The organism is Pedobacter sp. KLB.chiD, assembly GCF_047040275.1.
Classification (GTDB): Bacteria; Bacteroidota; Bacteroidia; order Sphingobacteriales; family Sphingobacteriaceae; genus Pedobacter.
The window spans coordinates 1,372,681-1,389,186 of record NZ_CP178207.1 but is presented as its reverse complement, the minus strand read 5'-3'; the positions used below and the strand labels follow the sequence as shown (position 1 = coordinate 1,389,186).

Sequence of the window (16,506 nt, the reverse complement as noted above, 5' to 3'; positions counted from 1 at the left end):
ACTACAGATTATTACAGTGTGAAGGGAATAACCGGCCCGTTATAACTGTCAAAATCTGTTTCATAATCGTTACCATTAAAGATTTTATACTTAAAGTGTAGTTGTAGGTCTCCGATCGGTATATTTAGTGCGCTATTGCTGATAAATACTGCCGATGTATCCTGTGCATGGATATAGGTAAATGATGCTGGTGCAAGCGTAGCCTGTCCTGATGGTGTTAATGATAAGCCTATAGTGTCATTTAACGAAGCCTGAGGTAATTTAGGATTGTTAAATGGCTCGGGATTGCGTACAATTATTCCTAATAATCGTTTGGCTGCATTAACAGGATCTATATTAACAATCAATTGAATCACGGTATGATCAATAGGTTCGAGATTTTGAATGCCCAAACCACCATATACCAAACGATCATATTTTGCGGCATACCTCATAACTTCAGCAGCATCATTCTCAGGGTTAATGTCCGTTAGATTTTTGATTTTCCCATCAATTTCTGCCTGTGTAAAACTTACGTTTAATGGATATACTGCATATTTTTCGGAGCCGGCACTACGATCTAGCACATAACTTCCGGCCTGTTCTGCAAAAGTGCTGAAACGGGATGTTTTGAAGTTGAAACGATGAATTTCTGCCCTCTGCTCTGACTCACCAAGCGGCTGGTAAATTGCAGTAAATAAGGCGGTGTACAAACGGTTGGGCTCAAGATCAGGAAAATGGTATGCACCCTGCTTTTTACGCTTTTTGATGCTTACCGGGTTTACGTTACACGAGTCTTCGAGCGCAGCTTTATTCATGAAATATAAGATCTGCTGATCGGGCGGTAATTTCATGAAGTTGTTATTGGTAATTTCCTCATCAGGTAATTGTTCCCAGATTAATTCAGGGCTTAAAATTGCGCCGTAAGGATCCAATAGCTGCATTTGCAAAGCACTTTTAACCGTCGGCAGGCCTAAATAGCCGTCCCAATCAGAAAACATGGCATTGAGGTAAGTTTTAATAAACAACAGTCTTACTTTCGGATCATGGCAAAACACGGGTTTACTTAAATCGTAACGGCTTTGTGCATCAGGGAAAGAACGCTCGTAATCGATATAGTACTTTAAATCGGCCAGTTTAAATGCAGCCGCTTTATCCTGTCCTTCCAATGCTTTGTAAATGGCATTTTTCTTTTGGAAGTGACCGATCGGTCCAACAGTTTTAAAACCATAAATATGGTTCTTTTGTACAGCTGCACCTTCGTTTTCTTCTACTACATCGCGGGTTTTAACCACAATGGCATAAGTAGTATCCGGCCGCCAAACCGGCTGGATGGTTTTATTTAAATTATTGCTCAATAGTTCTGCTTCATCAATAAAACCGGTACGGGTAATGTTATTTTCTTCCAGGCGGCGTTGCAATACTTCTGTTAAATAACTCAACTGGTTTAGGTTGGTTATTTTAACTACCGGAGCAACAAAATCCAGTTCTGAAGGGATGGCACTACTTGCCTTTAGCATTTTATCTATAAAAATGTCAATCGTTCCGGCACTGCGGTTTACCGAGATCAGGATTTGTTTATACTGTTTTTCGGTAAGTTTACCGGTATCACAGTTCAGGGTATATTTTTCTAAAGCAACTATTCCGGAGTGACTGAGGTCCTGGTAAGCCGTAAACCATATTTTGAATGACGGAACCGCTTGCCCGGTACCATAAACAATATCGGGATTGCCAGGGCTATCCTGGTACAGGTGCAAGGCGTAACCTTTCTTATTACCCGTTATAGGATCTTGCATAACCCTGGAGAAAAGTGTACTCACACCTGCTTCAAAAGGATTAAAAACAGCGGTAACTTCGAAAGCAAAATTTCCACCCTCTACTTTTAATCCGGGTTCAAAAGGAATCAGCAGCGCATCATCATTAGCAATATAATTATACGTTTGGTGCAACTGCCATTCGTTACTGCTTGTTTTGCCATAAAAACCATTTATCATACCCGGATTACCCGCAACCAGGGCATTTTGACTACCTAAAACAGGTATACGGTTATCCATTGGCCATTGGCCTATAACACCGGCCGGATTATTATATGATTTATTTAATACTTCTGCTGCAGTAAATGCCTTATTGTAAAGGGTTGCGTAAACCAGTGATTTATCTGCATCAAACTCATGCCCATTTGGGAAAGCAGTAGCCGAAATATAACTCGAAGGTAAATTGAAGTAACCACCCAATACGATATCGCTGTCAAAATTCAACGGGTATTTACTTTCAAAATGAATCACCACTTCGTTAATGGGTAAGCTTATATCATTATAATTTAAACTGGTATTGCTATCGGCATCATTAAGATATTGCGTTAATACCTGCACATTGTACTTCACCGTTTTTGGCACTAACACCCTGCCCTTCGTAAACGCACCGTATTGTAGAAGCGTTTTTGCATAACCAATCCTATATTGATGCTGTATATAATCCACACGTAAGGTATTGTCATTAGCTCCAAAATCGAGCGAAAGTGTAGTCACCGGTTCAGGTAAGATCAGGCTTAAAGAACCACCACTTTGCGCCACCTGTAATACAGCATTGCTAAAGCCAGCGTCGTACTGCACGCGTCCTTCAATAGCTGTAAACTTAAATGCAACGTTTTTTATGTAAAAGGTTTCGTCCTGATGATATACTTTATCCAATGGCTGACCAATCCAGTTCACCATATTCTGTCTAGATACATTTTCGTAACAGAAAAGGTCTTTCCGCTGAAAGTTTAAAGCATCAAGATCTGCTGCCGAATTGCTCATGCCATTACTATAGCTAAACATATTCTGCGATAATACCCTGATTTTGTTGTACCGGTTTGGTTCGTTAAATTGCCAGTACGCATTATTCAATTTACTTAGATCAATCGCTCCTGTGCCTGTATTATCGGCACGGATAACAGTAACAGCTTCGTAAATATGATAAGGTTGCCAGCTTCCGTTTTCATTCCAGGCATAAATTTCCAGTGCCAGCAGCTGCAGTTCGTGACGGACCTGACTGCTGATTCCTTTTTGCGGTGGCAGCATTTCTACATAACCATCAGGCAACTGATTAGCGGCCCCACCAATAAGTGCTGCCATTGGCTTTACGGGTTTTAACAGATCGATATCAATAAAACTATCTAATGGTATGGTAACATGCGTTAACGCATTTTCGTCATCGAAATTATACTGCCAGCCACCTGCACCTGGTGCGGGAATATTTACCGAGGCACCTGTAATTTCATAATTTACATAATTGATCGGGAAGGTTTCGCCCGAGAGCATATTGGTTGCCGCAGCAGGCATATAGCCCGTAGAAGGATCTGTCAGGTTTAATACTTGTATTGGTGCTAGCAGTGGTCCTTTATTATTATTAAAATTCCAGCTTAGTGCTATTTTAATACGCCCCAGCTTTCTTACCGGCCATGGTAAACCTAAATCAAGCTCCAATGAACCATAAATGGTAAATGGATTTGGGGCCTCGAAGCCTAATGTAACCGTAATTGCAATATTAAACTTGAATCTCAAGATCCTGATATAGGCATAACCTCCCATCCTGATGTAACCACCAATCTGGATCGGTTTGAAGCTGACGGATCCGCCCAGATCAACAAAAGCACCAAAACCAAATTCTACAATAGCGAAATTGGCTTTAAAATCAAATCTGGCTCCTGCACCCGCTTTAATACCGCGTGAGGAAATCATAAGGTAGGCATATCCCTGGAAAAGCGTGAGTATCCTGGCCCTGATTCTTTCGGTTTCAGGCTGATCTTTACCTACGTTAAGGTACCAGCCCGAAGCATTGTTAAAGAAGAAAGCCAGCTCAAGTTTCCCGGCAAGGCTAAATATAGCACCATCAAAAGCACCGCCTTCCGGTAAGCGGTAATTGACGCCTAAGCTGGATACAAAGGATTGATCATCTATGGCAATTAAAGCACTGAACGGTGGATCTACATCTTTAGTTAATCCAATACGCGAACGCAATACCCCTGCCTGGCCTTGCAGCAGAAAAAGGTTTGGTAAACCTAAGTACAGGAAAAGCTTGGTAGAAAAGGTAAAACCTTTATCAAATGAAGTTGCAATAGAAACCCCTGCCCCAACTGAATAACCGGGTTTATCCACAAATTTATCCAACTCTATCCCTTCCCTGTGGGTAATATTGCTTTTAGCTTTATAATATTCCCACCAGCTGGCCGTATCGGGTAAAGGTGGCGTAGCGGCCGATTTAGAGGCCATATAATGTCTGCCGATAATTCCCCTGAAACCATATATACCCAGGCCGGTTGCACCCAGCGGAATAGGGCCTGGCAATTCCATACCAATGTCGACGATAAAGGATGGCACACTGGGTTTCAAACGCATAGCAGCCGAACCGTTTAAACGGAGTTTGGGCATAGCGAAACTTACTGAACCTGTATATTCAGATCCGGCATTGGAGCCAGCAATAGCAGGATCGGGGTTGCTCATGCTCAGATAGCCGTTTAATATAAAAGCAGCTTTTTCTTTGCTTACATTGCCCGGAATAGTCAGGTCGATACCGATGCCATCTATGCTCGTAAAACTATCAAAAGGTTTATCGGTATCGTTATTATCAACGGTAAAGTAATATTTTATGCCGTTACCAGTGGCATTAACCCCGGCATTACCGGTATTGATCATCCCATCAAAACCAAAGAACCGGTATTTCCTTTCTATCCCGTTTAACTGTCTGGTATAGGCACCAAAAGCAATCTGGCTCACCTCCAGATTAACCGGACCGACTTTAAGTTTAAAGGCCTTAGGTATTACAAAGCTTCCGCCATCAAATTCAATATCGCCATTATCCCAGATCCTTAATTTCTGAATCTCAATATTTTCAGGCAGTACCTGCCCTAATCCCGGTATATCGGCTATAAAATCCAGGGTTCCGGCAATCTGAATATAAAAACCACGCGCTTCCTTGCCGAGGTTAAAACTTCTGATGTTTAAAACAAATACATTTGGCAGGGTAATCGGTAATAAGCCCTGCTGTGGTTGGGCGGTAAGTTCAAAATCACCATTATCCTGAATATGTAAACGGATATCAATGATGGCCTGCTGCCCGATAGTGTCTTTAAAACCAGGGATAGTAAGTTTACCTGCAATATCGGACGTTACAATGGCACCTTTTTTAAAAGTGAGCGAAAACAGGTTCAGTTCTGCTTCAAACAAACCAAAATCCTGGTATAGGGCTCCGTTAGATTCTAGCGAGATTTTACCTGAAACACCACCGGTACCGATCAGCATGTCTTCACCAATTAAAGCAACGCTGGTTTTTGTGGTGCTTTGTTTGCCAAAACGGCTTAAACCGATGGTCGCCCTCTCTATGTATAAGCCGGTAAAATCCGGACCGTACCCTGCTGCATCTGCTTCGGCAATATTCCTTTTTCTACTCAGGTCGAGCTTGGCTTTTTTAATCCCGATAAACAAGTTTGTATTGCCTATCTGGGCATATTCGGGTACCAGATTACCTGCAAATTCTACATCAGCTCCAATGCCAGCTTCGGTATCGGCATAAAATGTGGCCTCGCCGAAAGTAAACATCGATTTACGACCGTCACCAATGATGTTACCATTAGCATCGACTGGTTTTAACATGGTATCAGGAAACTCTATCCCGGCCGACAGTTTTAAGGTAGCTTTAATTTTTGGCGTAATCAGCTGTTTAATATAATCTTCTATTCCATTCGGTACCAGGCGGTTGTAAAATTGCTGCAACCGCCCGCGTGTTTCCTCCTCTCCGGCCTGTGAAATATAGATCTCAAACATCACAGCTGAAACACTTTTAGGGATACTTACCTCGTTATTAATCACGGCAACCACCTTATCAACCGTTGGCTCTTCACCTGTCGGGAGGCTTAAATTAGTTCTATAAACAACATTTACCGAATTCAGTAATTGCTCAAACTTGGTTTCGGTCTCCGTATCTTCCACAAAATAATTCAGGATGTGTGCGACGACCTCATCTTCAGTAATTCTAAAAATCTGAAGGCCCAGCTCATAAAATGCTTCCGGTGTAAAGGCAAAATTCTGTACTTTAAAAGCACGTAAAAAAGCCAGCATTTCCCACTGGTACTGTAAGGAAACCGGAAAGGCAGAAATACTGCTATCGCCTTCCAGATCAGGATTAAGTACCAGCCGCATGCCAAAAGGCAAATCCAGACCTATATTATTGCTTACAATATCAAGACTGTAAAATGCCGAATCGCCGCGCTGACTTTTAGAATACTGCAGGTTTTTGTAATGGATTTTATCTAATAGCAGATTTAAACCATTCTCGGCGAAGTGCAAAAATTCCGGCAGGTCATCTACGGTAATCACTTCGGAAAGGGCTGGATAATATCTATTGGTTACGGCTTTTTTAGCGGTTGGCATGCAATTAAATTTTTGTGCGTTTTACTTTTTAATACATGCTATTGTATTCTTCATCTATCTTACCAGTAATTGAAGATCGGTGTGTTACAAAAACAATAGTTAAAAATACTCTGAATGCCCTCTAAAAGAAAGTACCTAAAGCATTGTTTAAGTATTTGCAAGCAACCGTTAAGTATTGGCATATTCTGAGCCATTATTTAGAGTTTAGTCTTAAGTTAGTCTGGAGTGGAGAGTTGGGAGCTTGGAGTCTGCACACCGATTTCAATTTAATCCAAAGTCTTAAATCCGAAGCAAGATTCAGTTAACCAAACACTATAATATTCAATAAACCAGTGAACAAATTGACGTTAAAATAGTGCTGAGTCGGCAGTCTGGAGGTCAACGCCGAATAATCGAGTATACTATTTACCAATAATGAATAAACTAATGACCAATTCACCAATGACTAATGCACAATTGACAATTTTCAGTTTGCAATTTACAGTACCAATGAACATGTAAGCACTTTTCAGTTGGCGGTTTTCAACTGACAGCACCAATGAACAAATGACTAATGAAGCAATTGCCTTATCTGTTGGTTCCAAAACCAAATAGCAAAGTTAATGCAGCTACGAGGTTTCCGTTTTTGGTTACTGTTCCGTCGAAATTGCGGCCGAAGGAGAAAATAATTTTCTGATTATCAGCAAGTGCATAATCGGCATTGGCTACCAGCCGCCAAGAAGGTTTTGCTGTACCTGATGTGAGTATACTGCGGTAAAGTGCCTCAGCACCCCCGCCAAATCTGCCTTTGGTAAAAATAAAACGCAAACCGGTATCAAAGGTAGACAGGTTGGTGATACTGTTTTTCATATTATCAAGCGCAAATACTTCATCCGGGTTATAGAGGTACCGTGCCAGCCCTAAAACAGAACTGCCGTTGGCCCAGTTGTAACCAAAGGTTGTCCATACGCCTGAGTTAAATATTTTTGAATTATTAAATCTTTTCTTCCTGAACTCGGTACTTACACCACCGGCAATATCAACCGATAGCCCTTCGCGGTTACCGGTGAAAGTTTTAGCTTCGGCCTGCAAATCGGCTTCGAGTTTAGATTGCTTAGCCAGCTCGGCCTGTATTTCTTTTTTAAAAACTTTGCTCAGTTCGCTTTTCTCCAATTCATTTTTAGCAAACTCACTGGAGGGATCTTCCATCATGGTAAGCGCATGTGCTTGTTTTTCTGCTACGGTGAGGTATGGTAATCGCGAAATCGAATCGAGCAGGTAAATGTTTCTGATGCCCAGGTATTCGTAACGTGCCAATTTCCTTTTTTCGTCCAAACCAATTTTATAAATCATCAGCAATGCAAGCTGTTTTTCGTATATGGAATTTAATTTCTGTTTGGTTTCGGTATTGTATTGCGGCCTGATGATAGAAAATTTTAAACCCAGTGCACCATAGGTACTGGTTGGTTTAAAATTATTGAACGCCGAATCGGGATTGCGCAAGGCTAACGATACCACAAAACTCTGCCTGAAATAATCTTTGAACCGGGTTGATTGTAATCCGTTTTTTCCGGTAGTGCTAAAATCTGCACCTTTATTGCGGAACAGGTAAAAAGGGGCGAGATCTACCGCATAACTGGAGGGGAGTTTGGTGTAAGATGAACTGGCCGATTGTACCGAAAGCATAAAATCGCTCAGATCAGTCGGTTTTTCGATATCGGTCACGGCAAAACCCAATAATGCCGAAGCGGGAGAGCTTGGTGCCTTAAGCAAATCGAGTTTTACTTCCTTAATTTCTTTTGTCTGCGCAAAAGCGGTTGCGGTTAATGTTGCGAGGGCAATTAATATCGGATATTTCATCGCATTTAAAATTGATAAAAGGTAATTTCTGCAGTATAAACTGCTGAGGCGCCGGGTTGTACATTTTCCTGCATTTTATAACCTTTGGTTACAAAGCCCCCTTCTAATAACATATATAAATCGGTGTCGTTATGGTTTGGGGAGGTATCGGTAATTACCGTAATAATATTTAATACCTTTTTGTGGAGGTTATTATTTTGTCCGATAACATATTGATGGAGATCTCCCGGGTGATCTTTTAAAATGAGGTCATCGTCCAGGGTAATTAAACTGGCGCCGGTTTGTTCTATACCGCCAATAACCAGGCTCAATTTAATATCTTCTGAACTTCTGTTCAGGATGTAGGTTTTAACCAGATCTGTACTCATGTTTTAAGGCGTTTGGGTTTAGCGTAATGTTGAAGCACCAATTCAGCAAAGCAACAGCAGCAAGTTACGGCTTAATTACGGGTAAATAAATACCCATTACTAAGATTTTAATTGGGTTGACCGATTGTTGGACCAACGTTACAATGTTGACAGCCGGTGGTATTAACAAATGGCCTTGCTTAGGGTAGAATACCGGTATATTATTTATTTAGGCAATGGATCCAGCTATAAATTAGTTTAACTTATTTTTTAAGCTATAATGTTGATTTATTGATGGGTAGGTGTAAGATAAATCACATAAGCCAAAACATGAATTCTGCTTTTTGCTCAATAACAGCTGTACTCCATATAGTTAATATGATATTTAGCCACTTAGTATCCGTATAAATATCTTAAAATCAAAAAGACCGCGGCAACGGCGGTCTTTTAAAATGTTGTAGCTTTTATTTTCACACGCGGCACGCGTGCGTCCAATGTCGTTAAGTTAAGCTATATCCCTCTGTACATCAAAGGTTTTCTCTTTTCTTTATAGACCTTAATTCTTTTGAAGCTTCTATTGGATCTAACTATATCCGTGCAATTCTTTAATAACTTTAGGATTTTCTGGACCGAACAGACTATGTCGTTTCTGTAAAATATGTCAATCAAAAAGTCTTTAACTTTGGTTACTACCTGAGTTTTATTGATTTGTACGGCATGCTTGTGTCCTTTATCTTTTTGTCCGGCTTTTTCGATCTGCACTCCTATCATTGCTGAAATATTTAATAAAATTATCCTTGCATAAAAATCCTGTTGAATAGCATGTACCGTTCTCCCTGAAAAATATTCCATTTGTGCTACCTGTTTAATGCGCTTGTAACATTCTTCCACTCCCCATCTCATGTGGTATAGTTCTTTGATTGCTTGGACTGGGTATACATCTCTGTTACACAAACTGGTAAGTAGAACTTCCTGTTCACCATCAGGTAAATCTACCGATAGCAGCCTTAGCCCCTCAACTTTGGTCTGGAGGTTGTAGCTCCTCAATTTCCCGTATTCTTGCGAGGGACGCTTTTTTAGCTCAAAGTCAATATCTTTTTCTATGCTTGAATTTAGAGTTTCATGGGCAGTTTTCCATGCTGTACTCAACCTGAAACAAAAATCAAACCCCTCTTTCTTTAGGTAAGAAATTAGCCAAAGACTGGGATATCCCCGGTCAAAAACAAGAATATCAGTTTCACTATTTAAATTCTTTAAGTGATTTTTGGCCATCTCTTTCTCATCATCGTGCTGTGTATGGCCAATCAGCGCGTCCAGGATAATATTATTGCAGACATCATAAGCAATTGATATCCTGGCACCTGCAGAAATAGTTTTGTTTTGATTCGAAAAGTTACCAAATTTCTCTATTAAGCATTTTTCGTTTGGCAGTACAAGAAAACTTCCATCAATAGCGACAACCCTCTTGCCCTTCCAGTTTCTTTGAGAAGGGCTATTGTTTTTAAAATAATCTAAAAGAGATTGGTTTAAACAGATGAAACTCTCTGGCCTTAATTTTTGCCGAGCCTGAGTAAACGCACTTTTAGAAAAGGTGGTGATTTCTGAACCTGTACCGGAAAGGGATTTGAAGAACCTGTCAAGTTCGGTTCGGACGGAGGCACGGCTAAAGCCCAGGATATTGACAACAAGGTCCTTAAAGGAAAACTTACGCTTCCTTGTAAAATCACTAGAAACAGTTTTAGAGGAGACTCTAAAATCTTCATTTTCAATGTGATTAATAGTGTGTAAAAAAAGCCCTTCTATAAACTGGAAAAAGTTCGCCTTCCTTTATAAGGGCTGACATAAAGATACTGGTTAAATCCTTTCTTTGTAATGTTTTTCCTTAACTTAACGACATTGCGCGTGCGCCAGCGATGGGCCCAGCCATAAATAAGTTTAACTTATTTATTAAGCTATTAAGGAATATCATGTGTATTTCAAAATCGGAAATCTTATTCTTGCTTGGTTATCACATCTAATTGCTTTAACAAATCTGGTATCCTAAATTCACCCTTCATCTGCTCAATAAGATTTGATGCAAGTTCCAAATCAATACCCACTGATGAAATATACAACGGCTTTTTACTCTCCCCTCTGTATATCTGTTGAACTGTTTTGGTATTGCCATGGTAAAAGTTCTTTGCCACCCCTATTATTGGAATCTGTTTATTTAACGTTTGCCAAAGATGTCCGCCCAAGCCAAATCCCTTTTCATTATTGATGTAAATATATCCATCAATAACAATGCCTTGTAAATCAGCTAAATTTACCCTTTCGATAGTTTTTAACAGACATGGAAGTTCTCGTTTGTAAAACTCACCAGGAATATATTCTTCTGTTTCTCTAACATATTCTATCAAAATCTCTTTTGGCTGAACATCATTCCAATTAAATAAAATCCCAACTGATTTAGCTGAAGCATCATCTTTGTAATGCACATCAAGGGCAAGAACCATCTAATAAATGAATCTATCCTAAAATTCTGTTGATTATATTTCCATCATTATCAAAAACTAGATGTACAAGTAAGACGCCATTTTCATCCCAGTGTTTATAGGTACCATACCTTCTATTATACTTTAGATAGTATTCTTCATTAATTTGTCCATTTTCGTAATATTCTGTTTGTAAGCCATCAGTGTAACCATTCTTACACTCTATTTCTCCAACCAAATTTCCATTATCATAAAATTCTTCAATTATTCCTGTAAAAGGAACCCCATTGTAATTCCACATATTACCACCTCCTTCGTCTATACCAGCATATTGTATGCTATCATCATCCATATTTACTCTCATATCTATTTAATAAAGGTAACCAAATCTGTTAAATAAAAACAATCAGCACAAGGAGGCATAATTATATTGTCTATATTCTTAGTAACGATATTCCTATTATATCCCAAAACATTATTTTTTAACCAGGAATCAAACACATAAGGATCAATTAGAGTATTCCCCCATGTTTCCAATGCTAGGTGATTTAGAGCTCTTACTTCTGCATGAGCGGCCATATTTAAACCTGTATATTTAATATGATCTGGATTTAACATATTATATCTACCTGCATTTCTCGCATCCATAGTAAGATTATATCTCAATTTTAAATTTGGATGAAGACCGTTGTTTATAAAATCACTATATGTTCCATTATCTAACTCCTTTAGAGTAAAATTAGTAAATACATCTGAAATAACTCCTTCTTCCTTATCAGCCATTGCAGATACCAACTGTTCATTCTTCCCTAGGATTTTTCTTTTAATAGTACTTATAAGAGCTTGGGCCTTATTTTCAACTTTATTAACTAAACTTACAGCGTGAGGCCCATACTTTTCGGTCAATGCTAATTCTCCTATTTTTGGAAGTAAACCATCAGGTCTAACATATAATTTTTGGAATCTAAGTGATGCATTTACCTCTTTCTCGATTGAGCTAAGCTGGTTTATTTTTGCGATTCTTTTTTCTTGTTCTGTAAAATTCAGCCATTTGTTAATATACCCAGGATTGTCCTTTAATAATTGCGTAGTCTCTATTGAAGCATCATAAAAATCATCTAAAAATCTTAATCTGTCCGATTCTTCCAATGCAAAAATTTCTGTTCTTAAAGCAATATTGTCATTGAACTTAATAGTTGTTCTCGCTCTATTTACCGTTTTAGCTAATTCTGGTTCATATTTAATTCGATATAAACCATTTTCGAATATTTTAATACCATTTTCCAAAATATTTCTTTCGTTAACAGTCAATTTTGATAAAGCCTCGGCATCTGCAAGTACTTGTTTTCCTATTCCTATAAATTCAGCAGCTTCTGAAGCTGAATAAGTTTTAAGTATTCCAGAACCAACAACTGAGGTTCCTCCTAAACTTAAGACTAATCCACCGTACGACATAAGGGTCAAAATTGTGTTATAATCTCGAGGATATTTTTGAATTATATAATTCCTAAATGCAGTATCTTGAGCCAGATATGCAGAAGTATCTCCAGCTAGAATCCCTATTCCAGCAAGTAATCTTAAGTAACTGGCTCCTCGCATAAAAGCCACTATTTCACCTACGCCGATAGCCATAGATAAAACTGTTAATCCTGCTACAATTACCTTTTCTACCAGTTTCGTATTTTCTTTTTCTAAAAGATAATCTACAAAACCACCAAAGGTTAAAAAGCGCTGATCAACAAAACTCGTTGCCTCGCCAAGGTCAATGAAAGAAGGATTATCAAAAAAAGCAATCGCTACCAGATCGAAATGTTTAACTTCAATTTCTTTCTCCACATAATCATCACATATTGCAACCGTAAAACTATTATTGGTAGGAATCCCTAAACTATTTGAATTTTGTATTTCGACTCTATTAATTTTTGAGCATATTCTTTCGACAAAAACTATGTTTTCATTATTTTTTTTCTTAACTGAATACTTTACTTTATTTTCATTTCTTATGTTTCCCCACATAAAAAGTTTATCGGTTTTAGCCTTTAGTTCATCCAGTTCATAATCTATTTTATTTACTTTATTAGGCAATATAATCCCATTTTTTGCTAATACAAGTCTCTGAAGTGTTTTAATAAATGTTGTAAAATTATCAGGTCCAAAATAGTCATCAATTTTCTTAAACAACACCCTGTAAAGATTCATTTCGGTAAACTGAGGCGTAGAAATAAGACTTCCTAAAGGTAGTGCTGATAAATAATAAGATGGTTTAATAAGGAAAAGTTTTGTATTGATCAACTTGCTTAAGAACTCTGAAGACTGATCATTTCTTACCGAATCAATAACACGAACTACTAAGGTTTCCCTTTGCTGAAAACCATCTTTAAAATTAACGAAATACCAATCCATTAATGGCTTGGTACAAAATGTTAAAAGTATAGAGATTTTTTGATCAACCGTTAATGTCCCTAACATATTATATCGATACAAAATATCACATATTATATATAGTTGAGCTGGATCATCTAGTTTCTTAAGTTCGTTTTTGTATTTTTCATATAATTGTAGCCATTTTTTCAATCCATCTCGATAACCTAAAAGTACACTTCTCGTGTAAGTATTTGTAGGATTATCAATAATCTTAAATTCACCGTGCTCACCTACAATTGTTGTAAACTTATCAAAAGCATCGAGCATCTGTTTGTCAACTTTGCTTATCAAATTGGCTACCTCAGCAACAAGCCTTATATCTTTTTTAGATGTACCGGTTTCTAAATCATAAAACTCTTGATCTTTTAAACTATTGTAATAAGTTGTGGCTGTAACATTGCCTCCAAAATCATCGCATGAATAATCGGCTTTACGGGGAGGATAAAATGCATTAACTGCACCAATCGGCTCCTTGTAATCATCAGTATATTTCCAAGTATAATAATAAAAACATAACCCTGTATCGTCCCTTAATACTCCGAAAATATCATCATTAACAACAGCCTTATCTAGAGCATTATACTGATTAAAAATTAGATCTCTCCATAAACTGATATCAACACCGTCGTATTTATCTTTTTCTTTTTCTATCTCGTTTTTCTTTAATATGCTAAATCTCTCCTTTTCAACATAATCTATAAAAACAGTAGAGCTATATTGATAAAGAGCATAGTAGGCTTTCCCTGCATAAACAAATTCATCTACCTTACCATCTTTCGTAAATTTAATATTTACTACATCACCGAAATTGGATGCTTTTACAACTAAATTTCCTTTTTGAAGAACAACAGCATAGCTACTCATACCTTAATTTATTATTTCATTATTAGTATCACCATTTATTCCATCTATTTCCGCTTTCACATACTTACTGTACGCGCTAGTAAAATGATATTTCCGATCTATTGAATACACCATGAGATCAGTTGCTGGTAAATATAATTTCAGTTCGCCAGTAGCTGTCTCCCCCACTACACCTGCCTTATATTTTTGATAGGTAATATTTTCGGCAGAAATAAGCTCATTTCCATCTTCAAACAGATCGATTAAGAAAAGCCTGGCATTAGTTAAGTTATTGGTGGTGTTTAGTGCTTTCAACAAATCATTCTCTGCCTGGGTAAGTCCTAAAATAATCTTATTCGGCGTACTGCCATCTTTGGCCAATAACTGCAGCCCGGTAATGGTTTCTGTACTATCGGTAAAGAGCTGTAAATTATAATAAAAGGCGTCGGGTAATTGATAGGTCTTACTATTGCTTACCGCCCCAGATACCGATGGGTTGGATTTGGTATCGGGTGTCAATGTTCCCGTTACTGAAAGTGCCGAATTCAATACAGCAACCGCTTCGGTAATGTAAGTTACACGTTTTAACAACGGCGTAAGTGAATCTCCGGTTTCAATTACATCGTTAATGTTTAAGGTTTGTACAGCAGAAATCCCCAGCTGCGCCTTGTCGTGGTAATGGCTAATCAGTTTTACCTTTTGCGAAGAAAGCACCGCATAATCGCTATTTTCTGTTGCTTTTAACAATGGCGTAGCATTAAGCTGACCGAATACGTCATCAAAGAAATTGGGCAAGCCCAATACATTGGTGGTCACATTCTGGTCGTCGGTTTCCTGTCCTAAAATATATGGGTAAGTAGATCCCTGATAAATAAGGATATTAAAACTGGCTATATTCAAGCTGTTATTGCCGTTGGCTACCGCCGGATTATTGAGTGTAATGGTTTTGGTAAATAAACTTGGCGTACCATCGGTAGCGTTGGGTGCTTTTAAAGCTTCTGCATTTAAAAAGTTTTCTTTCGCAGCAACCACTGTGGCTACTTGTCCATAGAAAATGCTATTTGTACCATTATCGGTAATCAGTTGCAAAAACAAGGAGTTGTTTGCGGTAGCAGGCGTGTGTGCAGCCTCATCTATGAGTAAAGGCCAGCCATTGGTAGCATATATCACTTCGTTTAAAGCTTCTTCTACTGTACCCAACTTTAGGCTTTCTAAACCACTATTGTCAATTAAATAGTTGTTATAAAAATTATAAGAACGGCACCTATCGCTCTGGATATAGAGGTAAAGCCTGTTTTTGGTGCTAAATTTATTTACTGCTGCATTATAAATGGCTTCGCCTTTGATTTCAACACCATTAACATTTACCGATCCGTTAGCGGTATGAAAACCATAAAAAGCAGCCACATCTAAAAACTGCGTGATCTGCTCCCTCACCAATTTCTTACGGAATTCATCAGTAATACCGGCCAGGTTAATGTTTGCCGATGCTGCCCTGGCATAATTCAGGTCGAAGTTATATTCGGTATTAGGAGCAGGTAATTGGTAGTCGCCATAGTTGAGTACCACATCAATACCGCATTCACCGTTTATAAAACGACCTAATGAGGTACCTTTGGCAACCATGGGCAGTTCGAAAGCAGTATCTTCTTTTTCTATAAACTGGCCGGCATTATTTACGTATTCAGTCTCTTTAAAGAAAAACTGATCGAGTGGTAAATTAGCATTCTGGTTTGTAGGATCGAAACCAATGTATTTGGCCAGAAAGGGCGGTACGTTTTCGTTTTTATAGAAACCTGCAAAGCTTTTATTGATTTTTTTGATAAAACCCGATACCTCATTACCATCGGCCAATACCTGATTATCATTAAAGAAATCGCCTTTCTGCAAACCACGGTAAATGAAATAGCGGATATTTAAACCATTTATGGGCTGCTCGTAAGGGCGTAATATTAAATTAACTACATTACTACCAGCCGCCTGTGGCTGTATTAATACCACACCTTTACAAATGGCCAGGGCCTGCCCGCCGGTGCTGGTAAACTTGGCCGTAAGGTTAAATTCGGTTTCGGAAACCGGACCAAAAGCCTGGGCTGCCGTTTGGTTAATCGTGGCGGGATCGGTAAAAAAATGCGATTTCGGAACAAATGGGGTCATGCTTAAAATATCTTGATAAACTATTAGGATAAA

8 protein-coding genes are annotated in these 16,506 nt (G+C 38.5%); all 8 read right to left on the bottom strand.

The window, feature by feature from the left end; translation table 11 throughout:
- Window positions 1-11: 11 nt before the first annotated feature.
- Window positions 12-6,389 (bottom strand): hypothetical protein, encoded by a 6,378-nt coding sequence (locus ACK1I8_RS05685; protein ID WP_412468371.1) that lies wholly within the window; start codon window positions 6,387-6,389, stop codon window positions 12-14.
- 567 nt (window positions 6,390-6,956) lie between these two features.
- Entirely contained in the window at window positions 6,957-8,228 is a 1,272-nt protein-coding gene (locus ACK1I8_RS05680; RefSeq protein WP_412468370.1) for a hypothetical protein, read from the bottom strand.
- A gap of 5 nt (window positions 8,229-8,233) precedes the next feature.
- Window positions 8,234-8,596, bottom strand: a complete 363-nt coding sequence (locus tag ACK1I8_RS05675) for a hypothetical protein (RefSeq protein ID WP_412468369.1) — start codon at window positions 8,594-8,596, stop codon at window positions 8,234-8,236.
- A gap of 489 nt (window positions 8,597-9,085) precedes the next feature.
- Window positions 9,086-10,345: an IS4 family transposase gene (locus tag ACK1I8_RS05670; RefSeq protein WP_412469349.1), complete on the bottom strand. Its 1,260-nt coding sequence runs from the start codon at window positions 10,343-10,345 to the stop codon at window positions 9,086-9,088.
- A 221-nt stretch (window positions 10,346-10,566) separates the two neighbouring features.
- A complete protein-coding gene (locus ACK1I8_RS05665; RefSeq protein ID WP_412468368.1) occupies window positions 10,567-11,070 on the bottom strand; it encodes an endonuclease V in 504 nt (167 codons plus the stop codon).
- 13 nt (window positions 11,071-11,083) lie between these two features.
- The gene (locus ACK1I8_RS05660) at window positions 11,084-11,413 is read right to left on the bottom strand and encodes a toxin-antitoxin system YwqK family antitoxin (protein ID WP_412468367.1); all 330 of its coding nucleotides are present in this window, start codon (window positions 11,411-11,413) and stop codon (window positions 11,084-11,086) included.
- 2 nt (window positions 11,414-11,415) lie between these two features.
- On the bottom strand, window positions 11,416-14,337 hold the full coding sequence (locus ACK1I8_RS05655; RefSeq protein ID WP_412468366.1) for a hypothetical protein: 2,922 nt from the start codon (window positions 14,335-14,337) through the stop codon (window positions 11,416-11,418).
- Window positions 14,338-14,340: 3 nt separating this feature from the next.
- The gene (locus ACK1I8_RS05650) at window positions 14,341-16,473 is read right to left on the bottom strand and encodes a hypothetical protein (protein WP_412468365.1); all 2,133 of its coding nucleotides are present in this window, start codon (window positions 16,471-16,473) and stop codon (window positions 14,341-14,343) included.
- Window positions 16,474-16,506 lie beyond the last annotated feature (33 nt).